Source organism: Pseudomonas sp. Irchel 3H9 (assembly GCF_900187495.1).
Classification (GTDB): domain Bacteria; phylum Pseudomonadota; class Gammaproteobacteria; order Pseudomonadales; family Pseudomonadaceae; genus Aquipseudomonas; species Aquipseudomonas sivasensis.
On the sequence record NZ_FYDK01000002.1, the window covers coordinates 498,694 to 524,142 of the forward strand.

The 25,449-nt window shown below is 59.4% G+C and carries 21 protein-coding genes; 17 read left to right on the plus strand and 4 right to left on the minus strand.

All coding sequences use genetic code 11. The features are described from left to right. The 10 genes from CKW32_RS08275 to CKW32_RS08320 are packed head-to-tail and all read left to right on the plus strand — an operon-like array spanning position 1 to position 13,002. The gene (locus CKW32_RS08275; RefSeq protein WP_095184554.1) at positions 1-2,439 is read left to right on the plus strand and encodes an AAA family ATPase; all 2,439 of its coding nucleotides are present in this window, start codon (positions 1-3) and stop codon (positions 2,437-2,439) included. Further along, complete coding sequence (locus CKW32_RS08280; RefSeq protein ID WP_095184555.1) at positions 2,436-3,968, plus strand: sigma-54-dependent Fis family transcriptional regulator; 1,533 nt, start codon at positions 2,436-2,438, stop codon at positions 3,966-3,968. The genes CKW32_RS08275 and CKW32_RS08280 overlap by 4 nt, the downstream gene beginning before the upstream one ends. Positions 3,969-4,027: 59 nt before the next feature. Then, the gene (locus CKW32_RS28460) at positions 4,028-4,159 is read left to right on the plus strand and encodes a type VI secretion protein (RefSeq protein ID WP_081797692.1); all 132 of its coding nucleotides are present in this window, start codon (positions 4,028-4,030) and stop codon (positions 4,157-4,159) included. Positions 4,160-4,175: 16 nt separating this feature from the next. Next, complete coding sequence (gene tagH / locus CKW32_RS08290) at positions 4,176-5,360, plus strand: type VI secretion system-associated FHA domain protein TagH (protein WP_095184556.1); 1,185 nt, start codon at positions 4,176-4,178, stop codon at positions 5,358-5,360. A gap of 5 nt (positions 5,361-5,365) precedes the next feature. Next, a complete protein-coding gene (tssJ, locus tag CKW32_RS08295; RefSeq protein ID WP_095185013.1) occupies positions 5,366-5,842 on the plus strand; it encodes a type VI secretion system lipoprotein TssJ in 477 nt (158 codons plus the stop codon). Between the two features lie 11 nt (positions 5,843-5,853). Next, complete coding sequence (gene tssK / locus CKW32_RS08300; protein ID WP_095184557.1) at positions 5,854-7,182, plus strand: type VI secretion system baseplate subunit TssK; 1,329 nt, start codon at positions 5,854-5,856, stop codon at positions 7,180-7,182. Positions 7,183-7,187: 5 nt separating this feature from the next. Further along, positions 7,188-8,051: a type IVB secretion system protein IcmH/DotU gene (gene icmH / locus CKW32_RS08305; protein WP_095184558.1), complete on the plus strand. Its 864-nt coding sequence runs from the start codon at positions 7,188-7,190 to the stop codon at positions 8,049-8,051. Between the two features lie 15 nt (positions 8,052-8,066). Continuing rightward, the gene (tssM, locus tag CKW32_RS08310) at positions 8,067-11,444 is read left to right on the plus strand and encodes a type VI secretion system membrane subunit TssM (RefSeq protein WP_095184559.1); all 3,378 of its coding nucleotides are present in this window, start codon (positions 8,067-8,069) and stop codon (positions 11,442-11,444) included. Further along, on the plus strand, positions 11,441-12,163 hold the full coding sequence (locus CKW32_RS08315; protein WP_095184560.1) for a PP2C family serine/threonine-protein phosphatase: 723 nt from the start codon (positions 11,441-11,443) through the stop codon (positions 12,161-12,163). The genes tssM and CKW32_RS08315 overlap by 4 nt, the downstream gene beginning before the upstream one ends. Then, positions 12,160-13,002: a serine/threonine-protein kinase gene (locus CKW32_RS08320; RefSeq protein WP_095184561.1), complete on the plus strand. Its 843-nt coding sequence runs from the start codon at positions 12,160-12,162 to the stop codon at positions 13,000-13,002. The genes CKW32_RS08315 and CKW32_RS08320 overlap by 4 nt, the downstream gene beginning before the upstream one ends. An 8-nt stretch (positions 13,003-13,010) precedes the next feature. On the opposite strand, the gene CKW32_RS08325 is transcribed toward CKW32_RS08320, so the two are convergent. After that, positions 13,011-13,340 carry a DUF6388 family protein gene (locus CKW32_RS08325; protein ID WP_095184562.1) on the minus strand — a complete coding sequence of 110 codons (330 nt, stop codon included), beginning with the start codon at positions 13,338-13,340 and terminating at the stop codon, positions 13,011-13,013. Between the two features lie 285 nt (positions 13,341-13,625). Between CKW32_RS08325 and CKW32_RS08330 the strand changes: the two genes are divergently transcribed. Then, the gene (locus tag CKW32_RS08330; protein ID WP_095184563.1) at positions 13,626-15,701 is read left to right on the plus strand and encodes a PTS sugar transporter subunit IIC/EAL domain-containing protein; all 2,076 of its coding nucleotides are present in this window, start codon (positions 13,626-13,628) and stop codon (positions 15,699-15,701) included. On the opposite strand, the gene CKW32_RS08335 is transcribed toward CKW32_RS08330, so the two are convergent. From CKW32_RS08335 to CKW32_RS08345, 3 genes are read right to left on the minus strand one after another with little or no spacing between them, the layout of a single operon-like run. Next, a complete protein-coding gene (locus CKW32_RS08335) occupies positions 15,698-16,531 on the minus strand; it encodes a metal-dependent hydrolase (protein ID WP_095184564.1) in 834 nt (277 codons plus the stop codon). The two genes, CKW32_RS08330 and CKW32_RS08335, sit on opposite strands and share 4 nt — an antisense overlap. A 15-nt stretch (positions 16,532-16,546) precedes the next feature. After that, positions 16,547-17,437 carry an SDR family oxidoreductase gene (locus CKW32_RS08340; protein WP_032886509.1) on the minus strand — a complete coding sequence of 297 codons (891 nt, stop codon included), beginning with the start codon at positions 17,435-17,437 and terminating at the stop codon, positions 16,547-16,549. Continuing rightward, positions 17,434-18,972 carry an NAD(P)/FAD-dependent oxidoreductase gene (locus tag CKW32_RS08345; protein WP_095184565.1) on the minus strand — a complete coding sequence of 513 codons (1,539 nt, stop codon included), beginning with the start codon at positions 18,970-18,972 and terminating at the stop codon, positions 17,434-17,436. The genes CKW32_RS08340 and CKW32_RS08345 overlap by 4 nt, the downstream gene beginning before the upstream one ends. A gap of 276 nt (positions 18,973-19,248) precedes the next feature. Here CKW32_RS08345 and CKW32_RS08350 point away from each other — a divergent pair, with 276 nt between their 5' ends. The 6 genes from CKW32_RS08350 (at position 19,249) to CKW32_RS08385 (ending at position 25,327) form a co-directional block, all read left to right on the plus strand. Then, the gene (locus CKW32_RS08350; RefSeq protein ID WP_177434259.1) at positions 19,249-20,238 is read left to right on the plus strand and encodes an alpha/beta fold hydrolase; all 990 of its coding nucleotides are present in this window, start codon (positions 19,249-19,251) and stop codon (positions 20,236-20,238) included. Between the two features lie 294 nt (positions 20,239-20,532). Further along, the gene (locus CKW32_RS08355; protein WP_095184567.1) at positions 20,533-21,813 is read left to right on the plus strand and encodes an alkane 1-monooxygenase; all 1,281 of its coding nucleotides are present in this window, start codon (positions 20,533-20,535) and stop codon (positions 21,811-21,813) included. A 113-nt stretch (positions 21,814-21,926) separates the two neighbouring features. Further along, positions 21,927-22,421: an alkane oxidation protein activator PraA gene (gene praA / locus CKW32_RS08360; protein ID WP_032886505.1), complete on the plus strand. Its 495-nt coding sequence runs from the start codon at positions 21,927-21,929 to the stop codon at positions 22,419-22,421. Positions 22,422-22,554: 133 nt separating this feature from the next. Next, entirely contained in the window at positions 22,555-23,058 is a 504-nt protein-coding gene (praB, locus tag CKW32_RS08370) for an alkane oxidation protein activator PraB (RefSeq protein ID WP_081797686.1), read from the plus strand. A gap of 222 nt (positions 23,059-23,280) precedes the next feature. After that, positions 23,281-23,784: an alkane oxidation protein activator PraB gene (gene praB / locus CKW32_RS08380; RefSeq protein WP_177434260.1), complete on the plus strand. Its 504-nt coding sequence runs from the start codon at positions 23,281-23,283 to the stop codon at positions 23,782-23,784. 127 nt (positions 23,785-23,911) lie between these two features. After that, the gene (locus CKW32_RS08385) at positions 23,912-25,327 is read left to right on the plus strand and encodes an outer membrane protein transport protein (protein ID WP_095184569.1); all 1,416 of its coding nucleotides are present in this window, start codon (positions 23,912-23,914) and stop codon (positions 25,325-25,327) included. Positions 25,328-25,449 lie beyond the last annotated feature (122 nt).

The window sequence follows — 25,449 nt, forward strand, 5'->3', positions numbered from 1 at the left end:
ATGATGAATGTAGACCTGCAACAACTTATCCGAACGTTGACGCCTGCGGTCCGCCAAGACTTGGAGCGCTCGGCTGAGCGTTGTGTGGCGCGTGGTGGCAGGGAAGTGCTTGTAGAAGACTTGCTATTGGCCCAGCTGGAACATCGCGATGGCCTTTTAATGAGAGCCTTGGCCGACGCGGGGATCGAAGCGCAGACGCTGCAAGCAACGCTGCAGCCCAAGGGGGAGGGAAGTGCTTCACGTAACCCGGTGTTTGCCCAAGCCCTGGTGCAATGGTTGCAGCAGGCATTGTTGGTTGCTCATCTGGAGTTGCGCCAAACCGAAGTGGACCACGGCGCGCTGTTACTGGCGCTGTTGCATCACCCGTTGCAACACGCAGGCAGTCGCTATTACGCGTTGTTGAGCCGTTTGGATGCACAGCGCGTACAGGGCTTCGTGCTGAGCCAGCGCCCGGACATCATCCCCGCCGCAAGCGACGAGTCATGGCTGGCACGTTTCACCCATGACCTGACACGCCAGGCGCGCGAAGGGCGTATCGACCCGGTGCTGTGTCGTGATGGCGAGATTCGTCAGTTGATCGACATCCTCATGCGTCGACGCAAAAACAATCCGATCCTTGTGGGGGAGGCAGGGGTAGGGAAGACCGCTGTTGTCGAAGGTCTTGCGTTGCGCATCGCCAGTTCACAAGTACCGGAGCCGCTCCAGAATGTGCGGGTGCTGACCCTGGACATGGGTTTGCTGCAAGCGGGTGCCAGCATCAAGGGCGAATTCGAACGACGGCTCAAGGGCGTGATCGACGAAGTCAATGCGTCGCCCCAACCGGTGATTCTGTTTATCGATGAAGCGCACACCTTGGTGGGCGCGGGCGCCCAGTCGGGAGCCGGCGACGCAGCCAACCTGCTCAAGCCAGCCCTGGCCCGGGGCGAATTGCGCACCCTGGCGGCCACTACTTGGTCCGAATACAAGAAGTACTTCGAAAAAGATCCTGCCCTGGCGCGGCGTTTCCAGCCTGTGCTGGTCGGTGAGCCCAGCGTGGAGCAGGCGATTTCGATCCTGCGTGGTCTGGTTCCGGCGTATGAAGCCAGCCATGGGGTGTACATCCGTGACGATGCGGTCGTGGCGGCGGCGCAAATGAGCGCACGCTACCTGGCAGGGCGTCAGCTGCCCGACAAGGCCGTGGATGTGCTGGACACCGCCTGTGCCCGTGCGCGCATCAGTCAGGTAACGATGCCCGAGGCATTAGAGCGTTTATGCACCGAACAGGCTGAAGGCTCGCGGCAACGGGACGCGCTGAGTCGAGACAGAGACGCGGGGCTTGCGGTGGATGAGCAGGCTGTGCACGCATTGAACCTGCGATTGGCGGCTATCGAGAGTGAGCGTCAACGTTTGGAACAGCACTGGTTCGAACAACGGGTGCTGGCGGACCAGGTGCACGTTTGCCCGCGACGGGTGGCACAGGTTATCGGCGCATGGACGGGTATTCCCGTTGAGCAGTTGTCCCTTGAACACAGTGAATCGGTGCTGGGGGTTGCCGATGCTCTGCGCTCGCGCATTCTCGGCCAGGAACCCGCCATACAGGCGCTCGACCGCAACTTGCGTGCCGTGGCGGCCGGGCTGAACAAGGCCGAAGCGCCGGTCGGTGTATTTTTGTTGGTCGGCCCAAGTGGCGTGGGCAAAACCGAAACGGCCTTGGCGCTGGGTGATTTGCTGTATGGCGGTGAGCGTTTTGTTACCACCCTCAACATGTCGGAATTTCAGGAAAAACATGCCCTGTCCCGGCTGATTGGCGCACCACCCGGTTATGTCGGGTATGGCGAGGGGGGTGTGTTGACCGAGGCTGTGCGTCAGCGACCCTATTCGGTGGTATTGCTCGACGAAGTCGAAAAGGCCGACCCGGAAGTGTTGAACCTGTTCTATCAGATCTTCGACAAGGGGCTGGCCAATGATGGAGAGGGCCGGGAAATCGATTTTCGCAATACGCTGATCCTGATGACCTCCAACCTGGGCAGCGAGTGCATCGTCGACTTATGCGCTGGAGGTCTGCGGCCTGACACCCAGGTGCTGCAAGACGCAATCCGCCCCGCGTTGCGCGACTACTTCAAACCGGCACTGCTCGCCCGGATGCGGGTCGTGCCTTATTACCCGGTTGTGGGTGCGGTGCTGCATGACCTGGCCAGAGTCAAGCTGGACCGTCTTGGGCGAAGGTTGCAGTCGCGCAAGTTGGCATTGAGCTATACGACAGAGCTCGTCACTCACATGGCCGAGCGATGCACCCATAGCGACAGCGGTGCGCGGTACATCGATCACTGGATCGAGATTCATCTGTTGCCGCAGATAGTCGATCGGCTTTTGGGGGCGATGGCCATGGGTGAGTCCCTATCGCTGGTGCATGCCAGTCTGGATGGTGACGGGCAGCCGATCTGCGAGTTCAGCCTATGACCAACAGTGGGTTTGCCCAGCTACCCGAGCCGCTGGCCTATGCCGAGTCGTTATTGGCCTGGTTCACCCGAATGGGTATCGACAGTGACGAGTCAACGTTGCCAGACCTGTGTGTTGCAGCGGCAGCGCAACTGAGTCAATGCGAACTCAGCCAGTTGTACGGGTGTGACGAGAGCACAGGTCGACTCGATCTGATCGCCCAGCATTTGCCCGGCGCGCTGCCCCCGGGCGACCTCGCTTGCGGTCCCGACTTTCAGCATCAGCAACTGTTGCATTACGTCCTCAGTCGTTGCTGTTCCCTGAGCCTGGAGAACCTGGAAGACAGCGTGTATGAGAGCGGGTTTTTACCGGCGACAACAGTGCCGTGGCGCTCACTGTTATGCGTTCCGCTGGTCGGTCGCCACAACGCGGTCGCGGGTCTATTGCTGTGCGCCAGCCGGCAGCCGAGATGGCTGCAGAACTACGGCCCGTCGTTAAGTCAATTGGGTAGCTTCGCCTTGAGTCAACGGGCTTTGTTGCGACGGGGGCGTCCTGAGAACATCGCTTCCCAGGCCAAAGGCTGCGCACCCACCGCTCGTGTCACCTATGGGCTGACCGGCAACAGCACAGCCATGGACGAAACGTACCGTCTGATCGGTAAGGTGCTGAATGCTCCCTACACGGTGCTTCTGCGCGGGGAGACCGGAACCGGAAAAGAAGTGGTGGCCCGGGCCATCCATACCTCTGGGCCGCGCGGTAGCAAAGCATTTGTGGTGCAGAACTGTGCGGCGTTTCCCGAGGGGCTGCTGGAAAGCGTGCTGTTCGGCTATCGCAAAGGCGCCTTTACAGGTGCGGAACGTAACCACGTCGGGCTATTTGACGCCGCCAATGGCGGCACATTGCTCTTGGACGAAATCGGCGATATGCCCTTGTCGCTCCAGGCCAAGCTGCTACGGGTGCTGCAAGAAGGCGAGGTCCGACCGCTGGGAGCCTGTGCGGCCCATAAGGTCGATGTGCGGATTATCGCTGCGACCCATCGCGACCTCAGTGCAATGGTGGCCGACGGTACGTTTCGCGAGGACTTGTATTACCGACTGGCGCAGTTCCCGATCGAATTACCGGCCTTGCGTGAGCGGGACGGCGATGTGTTGCTGTTGGCGCGACAGTTCGCCCAATCGGCCTGTTCGACACTGGGTCGCACAGCGGTGCAATGGTCTGCTGCCGCCTTGGATCAACTGTCGTGCCACGCTTTTCCCGGCAATGTTCGTGAGCTCAAATGCCTGGTGGAACGCGCGGTGCTGCTCTGTGACGACGGAGTGGTGCTGCCGGAGCACCTATCGCTGTCGTCCGCGTCGAGCGCTACTCCCGTTGACGCAACATTGCGCCAGCGCCTGGAGCAGGTTGAACGGGCATTCCTGATCGACTGCCTGCACAAGAATCGTGGCAATCGGACCCGCACGGCACGTGAATTGGGTGTCGCTCGCCGCACGCTGCTCTACCGCCTTACACGCTTGAAAATCCCTGTTGGCGACGTTCGAGGGGGAGGCTGATTCATGCACAGACAGACCTCACTCTTAGTGGCCAGCCTTACTTTCATTGGAGATACCTGATGCCTCTTCGTACGTGGAAAGCCTTGGGGCTTGTCCTGTGTTTGTTGAGCGGCTGCAACGCCAATTACGTTTTTGATGATGCTGACTACCGTCCGCTGGGTGATCCCCAGGCGACCCGTCGCAGCGATTGAACAGGGAAGCCTTGCCATGCAATTAGTGTTTGAGGTGTGTAATGCCGAAAGCGGTGAGCCTGCTTGCGTCAAAACATTTGATGGCGTTGGCGGTGTGATCGGCCGCGGGGCGGGTTGTGACTGGGTCATTCCCGACGCCAGTCGGTTGCTTTCCAGTCATCACGGTCTGGTCAGTTACCGGGAGGGGCAGTATTTCTTAACGGATATCAGCAGTAACGGCATTGGCGTGTCGGGCAGTACGGAGCGTTTGGGCAAAGGGCAAGCACGACTGATCAGCGAGGGCGATGTCTACCAATTGGGCGCGGTGCAAATCCGTGCGCGGTTGATGGCCCGGGGGGCACAAATGGGCCAGCAGCCGTTGTTCCGCACCGACAGGATTCCTGACGATGCCTTTTTGGTGCTGGACCCCTTGCACGCGCTGGATTGTGAAGCACTGTATGGCGATTTAACCGAGGGGCTGGAGGTGTCAAAGCCCTTGGCCGAGCAAGCGAACGGTGCACTTTTTCACGGCGCCGTCGAGCAGGATCACTTGATCGTGCCCAGATGGAGTGGGCCATTGGCGGATGAGGCCTTGGCTCCAGCCGATCAGGTTGCTGCACCCGCCCGTGACCCCTTCTGGTCCCAATTCGCCGAGGCTTTGGGCATGCAGCTGGATGCGCTCGATCCACCGGCGTGCGAGGCCGTCGCGCTGAAGGTGGCGGGTCTTTTCAGGCAAACCATCGAAGGTCTGCAGCAGAGTCTGCGGACTCGCGATGAGTTGAACGCAGAGTTGGATCTGGGCCGGACCTCGCCTGCGCTCAAGCGCTACAACCCCTTGAATGAGTGCGCCGATACCCAGTCAGCCTTGACCGCACTGTTGGGCCCCGGCGAGTTGGGGCAGTTACCTGCTGAGGTAGCAGTCACCCAGGCGTTCCGGGATATGCAAGTCCACCAACTGGCCTTGGTCGTTGCCTGCCGTGCTGCAATGCGCGGCGCGGTTGCGGCATTTGCACCCAGCCATCTGTTGCTGTGCTTCGAGCGCCAGAGCACACCGGCCAGGTTCTCAACGGATGGATCTCATTGGCGGGCTTACCAACGCCATTACCGGAGCCTGATCAATGAGCAAACCTCGGGCGAACATCTGTTGCGTAACGAGTTTTCCAACGCCTACGAAGAGCAGGTGCGCCTGGTCGCTACTTTGCACACGACTTATCCGGGATGACCTTCATGTATCGAGCCACCGTTGTATCAATACTGATCGCACTGAGCCTGCTGGCCGGTTGCGCCAGCCTGTCACCTTTTTCGACCCTGACCAAGGTGGACCTGACGTTGACGGCAAGTGAAGGCGTCAATCCCGATCTTCATGGCCGTCCTTCTCCTGTTGTCGTGCGCCTGCTTGAGCTGCGACACCCCGTAGCGTTTGAACATGCTGACTTCTTCACCCTCTATAACCGCGCCGCGCAGGCGTTGCCCAAGGACTGGGTAAACGGCGAGGAGTTGGAGCTGCGCCCCGGTGAGCAACTGGCGTTCAAGGTCAGTGTTGAGCCACAGAGCCGTTATGTCGGGGTGCTGGCTGCCTATCGGGACCTTCCCCATGTGCAATGGCGGCTTGTGCTGCCCGTAGCCCAGCAACGATTGACGCGTGTTGAGCTGATGCTCGACGAGTCCGGGGTCCGCGTCGTTACCCCTCAAGCCCCAAGGTAGGAGGATCAGAGATGCAGGTTCATAAAGTCGTCTGGCAGGAGGGCATGCTGCTTCGCCCGCAACACTTGCAGCACAACGACCGCTACTACCGCGAGCAGCTCAACCGCACCCGCTTGCTGGGAATTGATGGCTGGGGGTTCCTGACCCTTGACGTCGATGTGCAATACCTCAATTTGGGCAAAGTGGTCGTCAACCAGGCCAGCGGTGTATTTCCCGATGGCAGCTTTTTCGAGCTGAACAACGCAATGGAACCCCTGGTGTTGCAGGTCCCTGCCAACACCAGTGGGCAGGCTGTGTATCTGGCGTTGCCATTGGCCATCGGCAATCAGGTCGAAGTGCGCCAGCGAGAGCAAAGCGATGTGCTGGCTCGCTACGTCAGTTGCGCAGCGCAGATCAGCGATTCCAATGCCGGTGTTGAGTCCCGTTGCCAGATCAACTGTGCACACCCGGATCTAAGATTGCTGTTAGGCGAGCAACCCGCTGACGCGCTGCATGTGAAACTGCAAGTCGCCCAAGTGCTGGACTCGACTGGCGAGGGAGGCGTGCGGCTGGACGCGGATTTTGTACCGACGTTTATCTATCTGCAAAGCTCAGGCTATGTCTCGTCATGCCTCAAGGAGGTCATCAGTCTGCTCACCACCCGAGGCGATGCGATTGCCGAGAGGATCAGGGGCGGGGGCGGATCGGAGGGCGCTCAGATTGGCGACTTTCTCATGCTGCAATTGATCAACCGTACCGAGTTGGTGTTGCGCCACTTTTTGAGTCAGGGCCAAGTGCGTCCGGAGGCTCTGTACCGGGTGTTGCTGTCGATGCTGGGCGAGTTGTCCACGTTCTCCACCGATAACAAGCGTCCAACGGTGGAAAGTCGTTACAAGCATGGTGAGCAGGGGGCGAGTTTTCGCGGGTTGATGGACGGCATCCGTGCAGTGCTGTCGTTGGTGCTGGAGCAACACGCCATCGAGTTGCCATTGGAGCAGCGGCAGTATGGGGTGCTGGTGTGCCCGGTGAGTGACCTCAAATTGCTGGGCAGCGCGACCTTCATTTTGGCGGCAACGGCCCAGTGCGACTCCGAAGAACTGCGCCACCGCCTGCCGGCACACCTGAAAATCGGCTCCGTGGAGCGCATCCGCGAGCTGGTCAACCTGCACCTCGCCGGTATCAAGGTCAAGCCGCTGCCGGTGGCGCCTCGACAGATTCCGTTCCACGCCGGCAAGACCTATTTCATGCTCGAACTCACTGCCCGAGACATCGCGCAGTTGGAGCAATCGGGTGGCTTTGCCTTCCACGCCAGCGGCGAGTTCGCCGGGCTCGAACTCAACTTCTGGGCCATCAGGAACTGAATGCCATGACGATGGACAGCGAATACCCGCAGGACGAAAAAACCGTTCTGCTTGACCTCGATGGTCGCGCGCCCGCCCAGGCGACGGTGACGGACTTCCCATCACCTCCGCGCTTTGAGCAGTTGGAGGACCGGATGATCTACACCGCCGGTCTGCAAGGAGCACAGAGCTTTAATCTCGGCCCCAACGCCCTAGTGGCCGCCGCCTGGGAACTCTTGTCGCAGGTCGTCCAGCTCAAGGGCAGCACCGGCCGGGAAAGCTTGCAGACCCTCAACGATCGATTGTCGTCGGGGATTACGGCGTTTGAAACGCATGCCTTGCACCAGGGCGTAGAGGCTTCCCAGGTCATGTCGGCGCGCTATGTGCTGTGCAGTGTTATAGACGAGGCGGTGGTCACTACGGCGTGGGGCAGTCGCAGTGACTGGTCGAAGACCAGCCTGCTGAGCCGCTTTCACAACGAAACCTTCGGTGGCGAAAAGTTTTTCCGGCTACTGGAGCGCTTATCCCGCGACCCCGTCAAGCACCTGGCGTTGCTGGAGCTGATGTACCTGTGCCTGTCACTGGGTTTCGAAGGTAAATACCGCATCATGGAGCGAGGAGGGATGCAGCTGGAAACGGTACGAGATGGTTTGTACCGACAAATCAGGCATGTGCGTGGTGAGCGCCCGCTGATGTCTTCTCCCGCTCCCTTGAGACGGGCACCTGGAGCACGGCTGCGCATAATTTCCGTCACCGGGTTCGTCGTCTTCACCCTCGGCTGTGTGCTGGCTATGTACTTGGCGTTTGCATGGGCATTGGCTAATGAACGCATGACAGTGCTGCAACCCTTTCAAATGTTGGCGCCGGATCAGACACGGTCGCCCTTGTAACGCTGGGAGTAATGAATGAACGCATTCTTCATGGGCGTGGGCACAGTGCTGCGCAAAAGTTGGGTCTGGAGCCTGTTGATCGTGTTGTGCAGCGCGCTGCTCGTATGGTGTTTTGGGCCGTTGCTGGCGGTGGATGATCACCGGTTCTGGCAAGGCGCTCCGGCTCGGCTGTTGACCATCAGTGGATTGTTCCTGCTGTGGGGGCTAGCGATGGTCATGGTGGGTGGGCGCCGTTCCGCACGACTTAACCAGCCTGCACACCAGGAGCGTCATGAGCGCCTGGGGTTGGTCGAGGACGAGCAGAAGCAGGTAAGAGGGCGCTTCAAGGAGGCGTTGCACACGCTGAAAACTTCGCGTCGCTACGGTGAACGCAATGAGCGTTGGCGCAGCGACTTGCCGTGGTATCTGTTGATCGGGCAGCAGGGCAGCGGCAAGACTCGCCTGTTGGCTGCCTGCGGATCGCACTTTGCGCTTGATCGAGGCGAGGGGATTAAAACCCCTGGCGCGACGCAGTATTTTGATTGGTATCTGGCCGACGATGCCGTACTCATCGAGAGTGCGGGGCGCTACCTGGCTCAACCGGATAGCGCCGTCGACGGGGCAGGGTGGTCGACGCTTCTAGGCCTGCTCAAAGTCCGGCGCAGGGTACGTCCGCTCAATGGCGTGATCGTGACCCTGGCGGTGGAGACGCTGCTTGGCAGCAATGAACGCGATCTGGACTTGCATGCGCGAAACGTACATACGCGGTTGCAGGACATCCAGCAGACGCTGCATGCGGATGTGCCGATTTACTTGGTGTTGACCCACGCGGACCGACTGCCAGGCTTTGTGGAATTCTTTGATGCGGCACAGGGCGACAGTGCCGACTCTCTGCTGGGAGAGCGTTTGGTGACAGGCCCGGCCGGTGCTGACATTACCCAGGTCCGTGAAGCGTTCGAGGCGTTGCTGCAACGCCTCGCCGCAGAGTTGATCCCGCGTTTGCACCAGGAGCGAAACGCAGAGCGTCGCGGCCAGATGCTCGACTTTCCGCGGCAGGTCGCGCAAATCGGTGAGCGTTTGTGCCTGTTTGTGGAGTCTGCGTTCTCTGCCCACCGCTTCCAGCGTATTAACGGTTTGCGCGGGTTTTACCTGACGTGTGCGCAGACGGCTGACAGACGTTCCCACTTTGTACAGGGCCTGTTCAACCGGGTGATTGTTGCCGAGGCCAATCTTGCGGGACTGCATACTCCAGAGCGACAGCGTATCCGTCGACATCAAGGGTTGCTGGCGGTGGCGGCTTCCCTGGCTATTCTCGGCGCGGGAGGGCTGTGGGCCTACAGCTATTCGGTCAACCACCAACGCTTGATGCAACTGGCTCAACTGAGCAAACCACAGCCGCCCGCCGTGCCAGGGTTGGACGTTACCCTGGCGCGGCTGCCGCTGTTAGATGCTCGCTTGGCCGCTACCCAGATATTTCCCGCGTTGGCGGACGCTCGATTGGTCGAGCGCGGGGGGTTGTATCAAGGGGAGCTGAGTCGGCCGCTGCTGGTGAGTGCCTATGAAGACTCACTGCGTGAGCAGTTGCTGCCTCTGGTCTCCTCGATGCTGGAAGAACAGGTGCGAGCCAGTCTTGGCGACCGCGAGGAACTGCTGGATAGCCTGCGGGCTTACCTGATGCTCAGTCTGCGTGAGCGTCGCGATAACGGTTGGCTGGCGCAGCGTGTAGCCGGTCATTGGTCGGTGCGTTATGCCGGTGATGCTGCGACGCAGAATCGGTTGAATGAACACCTTGCACGATTACTGGGGCTGTCGTTCGAGACGTCCTCGGACGTTGAACTGGTTGCCGAGGCTCGCCAGGAGTTGCGTGGTGAATCCTTGGCAGGCGTGGTCTACCGGGTGCTGCGTGACCAAGCGCGAAGTCTCGAGCCGCTTCGCCTGGCCGAGGGACGGGGTTTTGTCACTGCCGAGCAGCCCATACCCGGCTTCTACACCAAACGGTATGTGCAGTATTTTGAAAGGCAAGGCCCGCGCCTGGTTAACTCCATCGCTCAGGATAATTGGGTCATCGGGGAGGGCGCAGATCTGAGTGCACTGGATTTGCGGCGTTTGATGCTGGAGCTGGAGCAGCGCTATTTCAGTGAGTACGCTGATACGTGGAGTGAGGCCCTTGGCCAAGTCCGTCTGCAGGAAAGTAACAGCCTGAGGCAGCATGCGGACGGGCTTGCCAGCCTGGCGTCAGCGCAGTCGCCGTTGGTGCAACTGTTGCAACAGGTTCGGGAAAATACGCGCTTGCTATCGGCCACTGATCGCCTTGAGGCCGTTACCCAACAGGTCGTGGATGTGGAGACTTCCGCTTCCAGTGTGTTGCTCAGCCAACTGCAGGGGCAGGCTGCACCTGACTCTGCCCGACGCGCGCTGCAGCGTCGGTTCGAACCTCTGCATCAATTGCTGGATGCGGAACAAAACCCCGGCGTTGAGCTGACGCAGGCTTTACGGCTGCTCGATGGATGGCATCTGCAACTGGCGGCCCTGAACCGCGAAGGCGTGCCGGAGCAGGCGGTATTTACGATGGTCAGGCAGCGTATGGAAGGGCAACAGCCGTTGTTGGGTAGCCTGCGTGATGCTGCTGCGCGCTTGCCGCTGCCGCTCAAAGGCTGGTTTGAAGGCATTGCCGATGACAGCTGGCGACTACTGCTCGACGATGCCTATGTGTATATCAATCAGCGCTACCAAAGTGAGGTCTATGGCTTTTACACCAAGGCGATCCAGCATCGGTATCCGTTCGATGCCACTGCCACCAGTGATGTCGCCCTTGGCGATTTCCAGGCGTTTTTCAAACCCCAGGGCGCCATGGCGAGCTTTTATGAAAGCTACCTGCGCTCCTTTGTCAGTGCCGAGGGCAGTCGCTATCGCCTACGGGGACTCGATGGTCGTAGCCTGGGGCTGTCGCGCTCACTGTTGGACCAACTGACCAGAGCCCAGATGATCCGCCAGGGCTTCTTCACCGAAGATCAGGGGGACTGGGCGGTGCGGTTCACGCTGGCTCCCTATAGCCTTGATCAGGCAGTCAGCCGTGCCGTCTTGAGCATTGGGGATCAACACCTTGAATACCGTCATGGTCCGATTGTGCCTATGGCGTTCCAGTGGCCGGGCGAGACGGATAATGGCCGTAGCAGCCTGGTACTGGAGAGGGGTGTGCAGCGCCCGTTGGGGATTGAAAAAAACGCGGGCCCCTGGTCGTTGTTTCGATTTTTCGAGCTGATGCAAAGTGAGCCAGCGATTGGTCAGGGCGCACAGCTGATCAAGGCCGAACTCGATGGCATGCGCGCCAACTTCCTGCTCAGCAGTCAGCGCAGTCTCGGTCCGTTCCAAATGGCGAACTGGCGCACATTCCGCTTGCCGGAGCAACTGTGAACCAGGCACATACCGCGGGATACAGTGCTGGGCGAACGGCCCGGGGCAAGGCGCGTTTGCGCAACGAGGACGCGTTTCTCGACTGCCCCCAGCGGGGGTGTTGGGCAGTAGCCGACGGTATGGGGGGGCATCAGGCTGGGGATGTGGCCAGCCGCTGGGTAATCAGCAGCCTGGCTTCGTTACCTGATCAGGGTAGCTTTGACGAACGGGTCGAGGCCGTGCGGCGGTGTTTGCGAGCGCTCGACAGTGAAATGGGGCAAGCAATAAAGCAAGCCGCCGAGGGCATCATGGGCAGCACCGTGGTGGTGCTACTGCGCGAGGGCAATCGCGCCGCGTGCATTTGGGTCGGGGATAGCCGTTGCTATCTGTGGCGGGGGCAGCGGTTGTACCAACTGTCGCGGGACCACTCGCTGTGGCAGCACCTGATGGACAAGCAGCAGTTGAGCCTGGAGCAGGCCCAGGCCCATCCGGATGCCAAGGCGTTGACCCGTGCCATTGGCGGCCGACAGCCACTGAGCCTGGCAGTGCTGGAACTCAGTATCCAGCCGGGGGATGTATTTTTGTTGTGCAGCGATGGTTTGTATCAGGGACTCAGCCACGGCGAACTGGGCAGTGCCCTGAGTGTGGGGACACCCTTGCAGGTGGTGGATCGCTTATTTACCAACGTGATGCGAGGGGCCGCGCGGGATGACCTGACGGCCGTTGTGGTTCAGCCATGAGTGCAGTCACCGGCCCGCCGAACCTGCTTGCAGGACGCTATCACCTCGAACGCGAATTGGGCACAGGCGGGATGGGCGTGGTTTACCGCGCCCGTGATCTGCTGCACGAGGCGTTCGGCGAGCCCAACGCATGGGTGGCGCTGAAGCTGCTGGGCGATACGCTCGCCGAATCCCCCGACGGCCATGTATTGCTGTACAGCGAGTTCGCCCTGACCCGAAGCCTGCGCCACGATCATGTGGTCAGAACGTTTTCCTTCGAGGTTGACACCCCGCGCCAGGTTGCATTCTTCACCATGGAGTTGCTCACCGGTATGACCCTGGACCGGCTGCTCAAGGAGTGCCCTGATGGATTGCCTTGGAGGGAGCTGAAACCCATCGCAATGCAACTCTTGGATGCGCTGGCGTATGCCCACCAGCAGGGCGTTCTGCATGGCGATGTGAAGCCCGCCAATATCATGGTGGGCGAGCAGGGTGTGCAGTTGTTTGATTTTGGTTTGGGGCATGGCGAGGCACAGCAGGCCGCAGGTTTGCCTGGCTTGAGTCGCAGCCGCTTAAACGCCTGGACACCGGCGTATGCGGCACCGGAATTGATGGCGGGCGGGCGCCTGTCTGCCAAGGCCGATCTGTATGGCGCGGCCTGTGTGATCTATGAACTCGCCCAGGGAAACCGCCCCGGCAAGGGGCAGTTGAATAAGCCATTGCCGAGGCCACGACAACTGCCCCGCCAGTGCTGGTCCGCGTTGCGTTCTGCGTTGGAGGTGGACCCTGAACGACGCACCCTTTCGGCCGAAGAATTGTGCGAAGCGATAAATGGACGGCGACGCCACTGGTTTTTTTAGTGGGCGTATCAGCCGTTCAAATCGTGCAGTTGGCAGTATTCGACCCAACTCAATCCGGCCATCTGCGCCACTTCCTTGTGCACTTCCAGGCGCAGGGCCTCGAAGTCCTCGGAGGAGTTGGTGGTCAGTTTGAGCGTCAACTCCCATGCAAAGAGACCCTGGCGTTCGGCTTCTGCCTCAAACGCTTCATGCAGCCGTTCGGCGCGGTACTGTGCCAAGGTTTCGCCCTTGGCCTGGGCGGCCAGCGGGTTCAGGGTGTTCAGTTCTGCGGCCACATCGGGGTGTTCGTTCAAGAATCGGTCCAGCGCGAGCTGGTGGTTATCGCCAGGTGGTGACAAGGGTGTGCTCCAAATCAGATGGAATCAGGCTTCAGTTTTTGGCCCGAGACGAGCCATATGCGCATTAAGCGCAGACAACAGGTATTGAAGCAGATTCCAGGATTGGCCCAGGTCACAACATTCAACAATTGAAAAAAAACCGGCGTTGCCTGCTATTCATTGCTGAAATTTCCGCCCTGAACATGGCAAAAGGCTTTCGCTCCCGGTGTCAGGACGTGTAGCGTTAGCCCCGGTATTTTGGGCACTGCCTTCCATGGGCAGAGGGCGATGGGCAGAGGGTGGGTCATGGCGCAAACGCTGTTCAAACTGTTCTTCACCCAGCGTCTGGCTGCCTTGGCCAGTACCGAGTCGTTGCGTGCGATCCGCGAAGGGCTGCTGTGGATCCTGCCGTGCCTGCTGGTGTCAGCGGGTTTTCTGATCCTGTCCGAATGTGCGCGGGTACTGGGGTTCGATCCGCAGGTGGTAGCGCTCCTCGCAGGGTTGCACAACCAGATCAGTTCAGTGATTCCGCTGCTGGTGGCGGCTTCCATCGGTTACATGCTGGCGATCCAGTACCGCCTGCCGCAGCTACCGGTGGCGTTTCTGTGCCTGGCTCATGTAGTGGTCGCGACCTTTATCCTGCGCGAATACCCCCGCGCGTCTGCCACGTTCGTCCTGTTTATCGCCATTGCCTCACCGCTGCTGAATGTGCCGGCCATGGCCTGGCTGTACCGCTACCGCTGGACCCGCCTGGTCAATGAAGACCTGGTAGGGCACAACCTGCGGGGTACGATCAATATGGTGGTGCCCGGTGCCATCACCGCTCTGGCGCTGGTGGTGGCGCTGTCTTTGTTGCTGCAGATTCCTTACGTGGCGCAGTTGCAGGGGCCCCAGGTGATTGAAGCCCTGGAGTCGCCCTATGGCAGCGGTTTGTTTGTCACGTTGATGAACTCGCTGTTGTGGTTTTTCGGGATCCACGGCGTGTACGCCATGCAACCGCTGTTCGACGTACTGGATCAGGCGGTGGTGCTCAACGGCGCCGCGCTGGCAGCAGGTGAGCCGATCAAATATGTACTCAACAGCGGCCTATTGGGCAGTTTTGCCTTTATCGGCGGCTCGGGCGGTGCATTGTGCTTGCTGGTGGCAATCCTGCTGTTTTCCAAGAGTCAGTCGATGCGCCTGCTGGCCGTGGCGAGCTTGCCGCTCTCGCTGTTCAACGTCAGTGAAGTCCTGCTGTTCGGCCTGCCGATCATCCTCAACCCACGCCTGTTCATTCCGTTTCTGGTAGTCCCTGCCCTGAACGCAATGGTGGCGTTGACCGTGGTGGAGTTGGGGTGGGTATCTCCGGCGGTGGCCAGCGTGCCGTTCACTTCCCCGGTATTGCTCAATGCCTACCTGAGCACCCACGGCGATCTGGCGGCCGTCGCGCTGCAAGTAACGCTATTGGCCCTGGGGACCCTGGTGTACGCGCCGTATGTACGTGCAATCCATCGCCAGGCCGCTGAAGGTGGCACGGTGTACCTGAAATCCCTCGACATGACCTTCCGAGGCCTCGAAGAGAAAGGCCGGCTGCGCGAGCTGGACCCGGTGCTGGCGTCCCACAGGACCTTCGCGCGCCAAGCCAATGAACTGAGCCACATCCAACAGATCAGCGACTACGAGTTCTACCTTGAATTCCAGCCGCAGGTCTCGACACGCACCGGCCTGTGTACTGGCTGCGAAGCGCTGATGCGCGCCCGCGATGCCCAGGGCACCGTGCACTCGCCGTGGGAATTCCTGCAATGGTTGGCGCAGGCGCGGCTGATGCCGGACGTGGACGTGTGGGTGGCGTCCCAGGCGATTCGTCAGTATCAGAAGTGGCAAAAGCTCGGTTTTGCGCTGCCCATGACCATCAATATTTCCAGCGCGACCCTGACCGACGCGGCCTATGGCGAACGCCTCGTGGAAATCCTCGCTCAGGCCCATGGGCAGGTGTCGGTGGAAATCACCGAAGACGCGCTGATCAGCGACATCCCGGCCACGCGCCAGACCATCCGCAAATTGCAGGACATCGGCGCCAAGGTCTATATCGATGACTTCGGCACCGGGTTTTCGGCCCTGAGCTATCTGCACCAATTCCCGGTGGACTTCATCAAAATCGATCGCAGTTTCGTGGTGGCCCAACACGATCCCAAAGGCGCCCAAGTGCTGACCGGCATGCTGCGTTTCTGCGAAGCGCTGAACCTGGGCGTGGTGGTGGAGGGCGTGGAGACCGCCGAGCAGTTGGCCTTCCTGAACACCGGCCCTGAGTTGATTATCCAGGGCTGGTATTTCAGCAAGGCACTGCCGGGCGATCAGTTGGAAGGCTTTGTGCGCGAGCGTGAAGCCTTGGCGCAAGCCTAGTAGCCGCGCTGAGTCTGTTCGATGTCTTCGATCAGGCTGTCGATGCCCTCCAGGCGCGCGCGGTTATCGTGGTCCCATGGATGAAAGCCGGGTTTGAAGTAGTGCAGCCAAGGCCGCAGCATCCGTGGGAAAACTCCCTCGGGCCCATACAGAAACTTCAGCATGCGCCAGAAGCCTTTGAGGTGCCCACCGGCCTTACGGTCTGCGATCAAGAGGCGTACGTGGAAATCCAGTACGACCAGCCAGAAGAACACCGTGGTGGTCAGCATGGCGCCGGTGCGCAGCAGATAGCGCTTGGGGCCGGGCTTGATCACCGTATTCCACACGTCGAAGGCCACAGCCTTGTGTTCGGTTTCCTCCAGAGCGTGCCAGTACCACATCTGCTGGTAGCCCTTGAGTGAGTCGCCAAAGCGGGACGGATCACTGAGCAGGATTTCCGCAAGCATCGCTGTGTAGTGCTCAAGGGCAATGGTGATTGCCAGGTTGAAGGCGGGCGGAAAGTGTTTTTTCTGCAGGTCCAGGACGAACTTGAGACGCCGGTCCAGGGTGTGTGCCGGCAGCCCTGCCGCTTGCATCAGGTCGTTGTAGGCCACGTGTTCACGGCTGTGCATCGCCTCCTGACCGATAAAGCCCTGGATCTCTTTTTTCAGCGCAGGGTCCTCCACGCGCTGGCGGTAGTGGCGCACGCTGTCCATGAAAAACAGCTCGCCCTGGGGAAACAGCAGGGACAGGGCATTGAAAAAATGCGTGATGAACGGGCCCTGTTCGTGCCAGTTGGTGATGCGCTCGGCGGGCAGGACAAAACGGACGTCGCGGCGGATAGGCAGCATAGTGCGTGCTCCTGTTCAGAGACGGGGTTCGTCATTGGTTTCAAATACTGGCCTGCGTTGCTTGGGCGCCATGCGTTTGCTGGCGAACACCACCAACGCTTGATAGGCCGCGGGCAGGCAACGGGCGAGCAGGTCGAGGAAATACGCATCGCGGCCGATCAGCACGCGGCGTTTGTTTTTGCGGATGCCTTGCAGGATCACTTTGGCGGCCTGGTCGGCATCGGTGATGAAGAGTTTTTCGAAATCGGCGCGGGCTTGCTGTTCGCTGTGGATCAGGAAGCCGGTCATGTTCGCGTCGATGCGGCTGCTGCGGCAAATGTCGGTCCGAATGCCACCGGGGTGAACGCAGGTGGCCGACACGCCGCAGCGTTGCAGGTCCAGTTCCTGGCGCAGTGCTTCGGTGAAGCCGCGCACGGCGAATTTAGTGGCGTTGTAGCCGCTCATTCCCGGTTGGGCAAACAGGCCAAATACGCTGGAGGTGTTGATTACATGACCTTCGCCGCTGGCTTTGAGATAGGGCAGGAACGCCTTGGTGCCGTGGACTACTCCCCAGAAGTTGATGCCGACAATCCATTCCAGGTCGGCATAGTCCACGCCCTCCACGGTGCTGGAGAGGGCCACCCCGGCATTGTTGAACACCAGGTTGACCTGGCCGTGCTCAGCCATGCAACGCGCGGCCCATTCTTCCATGGCCTGGCGATCGGACACGTCCAGCACCTGGGTGGTGATCATCACGGGTGACAGGGTGGAGGTCTTGATCAGCGTCAGGGTTTGCTCCAGGCCTGAGGCGTTTTTGTCCGCCAGTGCCAGATGGCAACCTTCCCGCGCGAGTGCCAGAGCCAACGCGCGACCCATGCCGGATGCCGCGCCAGTGATGGCCGCCACGCGACCGTTGAATGACTTCATGACAGGCTGCCTTCTGCGGTGGAATGGGCGGCCGCCGCGGGACGGGCGGGCGTATTGAGCGGTAACCGATCGACTTCATAGTCCTTGAGCGCAAACTGTCGCGTGACCTGCTTGAAGCGCCACGTGGAGCCGGGCCACAGGGTGGTGTTTTTGCCGGTGCGCGGGTCGAGGTACCAGCTCTGGCAACCGCCGGTGTTCCAGATGGTGCGCTTGAGTTGGTCCTGCAGTTGGCGGTTGTACGCTTGTTCCACCGCCGGCTTGACGTCCACTGTGGCGATGCGCTGGCGCTGCATCTGCTTGAGTGCGTCGAGGATGTAGGTCACCTGCGCCTCGATCATCAGGATCATCGAGTTATGCCCCAGACCGGTATTGGGCCCGACGATCAAAAACAGGTTGGGATAACCCGGTACCGTCGTGCCCTTGTAGGCATGGGCGCCGTCGTGCCAGGCGTCCATCAGGTCCACACCGTCGCGCCCGATGATGCAGTCGCGGGGCACGGGGTCGGTAGCTTGGAAGCCGGTGCCGAAGATCAGGCAATCGGCCGGGTGCTTGATGCCGTCGGCGGTGATCACGCCGTCGGCTTCGATGCGCAGCACGCGGTCGGTGACCACCTCGACATTGCTGCGCGACAGCGCCGGGTAGTAGTCATTGGAGATCAGCACGCGCTTGCAGCCGATGGTGTAGTCCGGCGTCAGGGTCTTGCGCAGGGACGGGCGGGCCACTTGCTTGTGCAGATGGCGTTGGGCGATTTTCTGCACCATCTTCATCAGCCTCGGGTGCAGGGCAAAGCCCACTACGCGACCTTCCAGCGCCCAGTAAAAGGCGCCGCGCACCAGGCGCTGGGTGAAAGGCAGGTGCTTGAACAGCCAGCGTTCGAGGGGCGAAATTGCCCGGTCAGGCTTGGGCATGATCCACGGTGGCGTGCGCTGGAACAGGTCCAGGTGGGCCACCTGCGGCGCAATCTGCGGCACGAACTGGATGGCACTGGCGCCGGTGCCGATCACCGCCACGCGTTTGCCTTTCAAGGAATAGTCATGGTCCCACTGCTGGGAGTGGAAGCGCTTGCCCTTGAAGTTCTCCAGGCCTGGAATCTCCGGCAGCGCCGGGCGCGACAGGCCGCCCATACCCGATACCAGCACCCGTGCGCTCACGTGCCGGCCATCGCTGAAGCTCAATTGCCAGCGTTGCTGCTGCTCATCGAATACTGCGCGTTCAAGGCCCTTGTTGAAACGCAGGTAAGGCGCCAGACCGAAGCGCACAGCGCATTGCTCCAGGTAGGCGCGGATTTCCGCTTGGCGCGCGAACTGTCGCGTCCAGTTCGGATTGGGCGCAAAGGAAAACGAATACACATGGGACTGCACATCGCAGGCGCAGCCTGGGTAGTGGTTGTCCCGCCAAGTACCGCCGAGGGTCTCGGCCTGTTCGGCGATAAAGAAGTCGGTGAATCCGGCCTCTTTGAGTTTGATGGCCATGCACAGGCCGGCGAAGCCTGAACCGATGATGGCGATGTCGATGGATTCACTGTGGGCATTCATAGGCTGTCCTTGATGGGCATCGGATGTGCTCCTGTTTTTGTTTTGTCTTTTAGATAAAACACCATTGCAAAGGAAAATTGAATTAATTATTTTAAAAAAGATTTTAAATAATCTACCTGAAAATATCGCCTACGCTAGGACCATGTTTGGTATGCACCACTTGTCCGACGGACGAGCACGGTCCGCATGAGGTCAAAGTCCAGGGGGCGGGCGATGGCTGAGGCCTTGACCAATTCCGGTCGGGTCGCCAGCAGCAGGGAAGCAGAGGACCGAGCTATGGCTGTGGAGTGGGTTGCCGCTGCGGCGGGCGCAAGTGCGGTGTTATGGGGCTTCAGCGCCTGGATGACACGGCGCATCGAAGCCGCTGTCCCCATCAATGGGCGCTTGGTGGAGGTCGATGGCGAGCGCTTTCATTATGTAGAAGAGGGCAAAGGCCCACCTCTGGTGATGATTCACGGGCTGATGGGCAGCAGTCGCAACCTGACCTATGCCTTGTCCGGCCAGTTGCGTGAGCATTTTCGGGTGATCACCCTCGACCGTCCCGGGTCGGGTTATTCCACGCGTCATAAAGGCACGGCAGCGGACCTGCCGGCCCAGGCGCGGCAGGTCGCATCGTTTATGCGAGCACTGGGCCTGGAAAAGCCCCTGGTGTTGGGGCATTCCCTGGGCGGAGCGATATCCCTGGCCCTGGCCCTCGACCACCCCGAGGCCGTATCCGGTCTGGTGCTGGTGGCGCCGCTGACCCATCCCCAACCCACCTTGCCGTTGGTGTTCTGGTCGCTGGCGGTGCGACCGGCCTGGTTACGGCGCTGGGTCGCCCATACCCTCACCGTGCCCATTGGCCTGTTGACCCGGCGTTCGGTGGTCAAGGGCGTATTCGCCCCGGACACTGCTCCCGAAGATTTCGCCACCCAGGGCGGCGGGCTGCTGGGCATGCGCCCCGACAACTTTTATGCAGCCTCCAGCGAGATCGCACAGGTCAACGACTTCCTGCCGGACATGGTCAAGCGCTACTCGCAACTGACGCTGCCCATCGGCCTGATCTATGGCGCGCGAGACAAGGTGCTGGACTTTCGCAAACATGGCCAGGCCCTCGCCGACAAAGTGCCAGGCCTCAAGCTGCAAGTGGTGGAAGGGCGCGGCCATATGCTGCCGATCACCGCAACGGCGCGAGTGGTAGAGGCGGTGTTGCAGGTGGCCAAGCGCGCGCGTCCGGCGCAAACGGCCACAGTCCTGCATCCGCCCTTTGCCCTGGCGAACAAATAATCGTGGTCCTCATTGCGGGTTCGAACGGCGCAAATGCTTGCCCTAGAGACCTGACCAAACGGCTGAAAAAGAGACTGCTCGGTCACGTAAAAAAGGCTTCGAAAAAGTAGTTGACGACCTAACGATTCCGCGTTATTTATTTAAAAAAATATTTCAATGTTTGTTTTGAAATGATTTTTGAAATGCCTAAGAGCGAATAAAAATGAAAAAAACGTCTTTTATCGCATGGTTGATTTCCCGGAGCCTTCTGCGCCCCCTGAACCTGTTTTCCACCTCCCTACCAAGGAGGCTGCCATGAACCAGACTTTGGCAGCGCCAAGCGTGTGGACCGATGGCAAGCGCCACCTGTGGTGGTTGGGCATCATGCCGCTGGCCACACCCCTGTTGTCCGGCTCCCTTGCCATTTTCACCGGCGTCCAGCAGTTATGGTGGGTCGGCGTGCTGGTGATCTTCGGGCTGATCCCACTGATTGACGGCCTGCTCGGCGAAGACGTGAGCAACCCGCCCGAGTCGGCTGTCAGCCATCTGGAAACCCAACGCTACTACCGCTGGATCGTCTACACCGGCGTGCTGTTCGTCATCTCGTCAGTGATCATTACCGGCTGGCTGGCTGCCGGCGGCATCGAATGGATCATCCAAGGTGGTCTGTTGCACGCCACAGCTCACCTTGATCCTTCCAACTGGCTGGTCCACGCCGCCAGTTACATCACTGATCGCACGCAACTGCATGGCGCACCGAGCTGGTTCACCTACTTGGGCATGGCCATGTCGACGGGCGCCGCCACCGGCATTGCCATCAACACTGCCCATGAGCTGGGGCACAAACCCAACGCCTTGGAAGTGTTCCTGGCCAAGGTCACATTGGCACCGACCTTCTACGGGCACTTCTACACCGAGCACAACCGTGGTCACCATGTGCGTGTCGCCACGCCAGAAGACCCGGCCAGCTCGCGCCTGGGCGAAAGTTTCTGGGCCTTCCTACCGCGCTCGGTGTGGTTCAGTGCGCACTCAGCGTGGAACCTGGAGCGTGAACGCTTGCGCAAACTCGGCCTGCCGGCCTGGCACTGGAAGAACGGTGTACTCAGTGCCTGGATGTACAGCGTAGTGCTGTGGGGCGCGATGATTGCCTGGCTGGGGGCGGCGGTGATTCCCTTCTTGATTATCCAGGGCATCTACGGGTTCTCGTTGCTGGAAGTCGTGAACTATGTCGAACACTACGGCCTGAAACGCCAGAAGTTACCCAATGGTCGTTATGAACGCTGCTCGCCTCGGCACTCCTGGAACAGTAATCGGATTGTCACCAATATCTTTCTGTTCCAGTTGCAGCGGCACTCCGACCACCACGCCAACCCCACGCGCAGTTATCAGTCGCTGCGCCACTTTGATGAATCGCCGCAACTGCCCTATGGGTACGCGAGCATGATTGTATGGGCCTATGTACCTTACTTATGGCGCCGGCGCATGGACCATCGGGTGCTTAATCATTACGCCGGGGATATCAGCCTGACCAATCTTCAGCCCTCACAACGTTTGAAGTATCTGGAGAAGTACAGCAACAGCGCCAAGCCGTTCTGACATGAAGTAATACCCAGTTGTGTACTCGGGGCCTTAAATGCCGCGCAGGATTTTATCGCCCCGAGGAAGTGGTTTGACCCGAACAACAATAATTAAAGGGAAGGACGTACACCATGCAATCACCTGCCAAGTTCACTACCCATATTCTATTGGCTGCACTGGGCCTGATCGTTTATCACCAGGCCCAGGCCGCCCGTATCGAACCGGCCGGCAGTGCGTTCACCGCCCAGGGCCCCATCAGTTTTTCCAAAGGGGCGCTGATCAGCGCCGACTGCACCATTAAGGTCGCGGGCAAAGTCGCGGCCGATGGTTCATCCGTGAATGTCGACAAAGTTGAGTTCGATGGCGGCCTCAAGTGCAGCCGGGTCGAAGCCACCAACTTGCCGTGGGTGCTGGTGGCCAAAGACACCAAAAGCGGTTCCATGTCGAATATCAGCGTGGATGTGCACGCCTTCGGACTGGGCGGCAAGTGCGGGCCTTCTACCGCTGATGGCACGTGGGACAACGCCACCGGAAAGTTGGAAGCGGCCAATGTCCCCATTGGCGAAGACTGCAAAATCAAAACGGTGTCGATCAAGATGCCGCCCACCTTCAAAGTTGTTGAATAACGCCGTCCACGTTTAGAGCGGTAATTGAATTGAGATTTGGCTGGAAAGGGAAGTTCTGCAGTTTCACCGTGACCTCTCGTTCATGGCCATTACCCCCTGGCGAATGACTCGCCATTACATGTGAGGAAAAACAATGAAAAGTTTGAAAACCCTCGTTTGTGCAACTTCTTTTGCTCTGTGCTTTGGTGCCGTTTCGATGGCAAACGCCGCGACCATTGCACCTGCTGGTGCCGCTTTTACCACCTCGGGCTCTATCACTGTCAAGTCGCCGGCGTCCCTGAATATCCCGGTCACTTGCAACATTATCTTCACCGGTACCGTGGCGAGTGGTGGTGCTGGAGCTTCGATTACCGGCGCTACGGTCAGCGGTTCCAACCCGCTGTGCGGCGTTCCAGTGTTGAGCAACCTGCCATGGCCGCTGACGGTCGCTGGTACTGGGCCTGACGCGTTCACCGGCACTGTTTCGGGTGTGAAATTCAAAATCGCCTCTGACTGCAGCGCTACGCCGGTGACCATCGCGGTCAACTGGAAGAACTCCACCAACACGCTGGGTATTTCTACGCCTCAAACCGTGGGCTCTTGCACAATTACCGCCCTTACCGCTGTTCCAAGTCCAGCGTTCACCGTTAGCCCATAAGTACCCTGAGTACTTGACGTGATGATCACACGTTGAAACTGGCAAGTGCCTCGTAAGAGGCACTTGTTTGAAAAAGTTTGCAAGGGTGGAATACAACAATAAGGAGTGGCGCATGAGTATTAAGAGAACAGCCGCACGCAGTCTATTGGGCTTTAGCATTTCATCTGATCAGTGGCGCTACGCATAGGCGAAGTGACTCGCCAGACCCTGTGAGGAATAACAATGAAAAGCTTGAAAACGTTCGGTTGTGTAACACTCTTTGCTCTTTGCGGTGGGGCCATATCGACGGCCAGTGCGGCCACTATTGCCCCTGCCGGTAGCGCATTTACCACGGCGGGCACTATTACTATAAAGTCTCCCCTTAGTTTTAATATGCCAGTGACTTGCAACTTCGCGATGGCCGGTTCGGTTGCATCTGATGGATCAGTTGCAGCGATTACCACTGCCGTGTTCAGCGGTTCAAACCCCATATGCTCAATTCCTGTCGCGAGTAATTTTGTGTGGCGTTTGAAGCTGACAGGTAGCGGTCCCGACGTGTTCCCCGGAACGCTTGGTGCGTTGAAGTTAAAGGTTGCATCGGACTGCAGCAGTTCTCCAGTGAACATCAGTGTTATCTGGAAAAACTCTACTAACACCCTGAGCATCTCAAGCCCTCAAACCGTTGGTGCTTGCACGATCACAGGTCTCACTGCTTCACCCAGTCCGGCGTTTACTGTTTCTCCGTAAATGGCCTGGGTGCTGGATGGGACGGTCATGAATTGCAGTGAGCAAGTGCCTGGCAAGAGGCACTTGTTGAAGTAAACCGGGTTCGGAAAAACCGATATCGGTGCTTAACAACTATAAGGAGTCGGGCATGAATAATAAGAAAGCACACGCACGCACGTTAATAAACCTGGCCGTTATCGGCGGCCTGATGGTTATAACCGGCAGTACGCAAGCCGGTGGGTTCTCTACTCCGACGTTCGGGGCGGAAGGCTGGGGCCGCGCGTTCGGTGGTGGTTCGATGTTTAAGGATGATCCGTCATCGGCTTACAACAACCCGGCGGCGATGGCGTTCATTGATCACAATATCTCGCAGTTCAACGTTGACTACGCGCGTATCAATATTCACTACAAAGGTACCGCCAAAGACTACGCAGGCAATCCGACCTCCACCACGACTGTTAACCCCGATACCTTTGAGTTCAATTCCGTGCCCCGCGATGGTGATGGAGGGCAGGGCGGTTTTACCGCCTGGGTGCCGACCGGATTCATGGTCATGCCGATCGGTGACCGTTTCGCTTTCGGTCTCAGCCAAGTGGTGCCCATGGGCGCACGTACCACCTGGGACAATGACTGGAAGGGCCGGGATTTTGCGGTTGACACGCGCATCGAAACCGTCGGGTTGACGGGGTCGCTCTCGTTCAAGGTCAACGATGAGTTTTCCATCGGCGGTGGTGCGATTGTTCAGCACACCAAAGGCTTCGTCAGCCAGAACGTTGACCTCTATGCCGCCGCTGCACTTGCTCCGAATTCGATTCCATTCCCGGCGGGCATTGGCTACTCGCTCATGCGAGTCAAAGTCGACAATACCTCGGTGGGCTGGTTTGCCGGCCTGGCCTGGAAGCCAACCCCACAAGACACGCTGGGTTTGAACTACCACGCCAAGATCAAGAACAAGCTCGAAGGCAAATACAACATCTACGCTGACGAAGGCTCCCAGGGCCTGATCGACGCCGGGTTGCCGGGCATTTTGTATCCAGGTCTCAACCTTCAAATGAACGGTAAAGCCTCCACCCAATTGGACGTTCCTGCCAGCGCAGCGATTGATTGGGTTCACCAGTTCAATGATCGTTTTACCCTCGGTGCCAGTGTCTTGTGGACCCAATGGTCGTCATTCAAAAACCTGACCCTGAAGTCTGAGGGGTCGACCATCGTTGCCATCCCTTACAACTACAAGGACGCCTGGATGGTGTCTCTCGGCGGCGACTACAAGCTCACCGATGATTTCACGTTGCGCGCCGGTGTTGCGACAGACCAGACACCTACCCGTAACTCCACCCGCGACCCGCGTATCCCGGATGGCGACCGGATCTTCACCTCGCTGGGCTTCGGTTACAAAATCAGAGCGATTCCAGGCCTGGGCATCGACGGCTCCTACTCCCACCAGTTCGTGGAAAAAGCCAAGTTGAAAACCCAGAACCAGGATCGTCTCGGTGGGGCAACCCTGGACGGCAAGGCCGAAGCCTATGGCGATGTCGTGAGCCTGGGGGTCACTTACAACTTCTGATCCCGCGTTACGCCATGCCGGTGCGAAGCCCGCAGTCAGCGCATCTTTCTGCAGGTTTTTCACCGGTAATGCAACGAAGGGGTCGCCCACGCGACCCGTTCCGATTTCGTCCAATTCGCGTT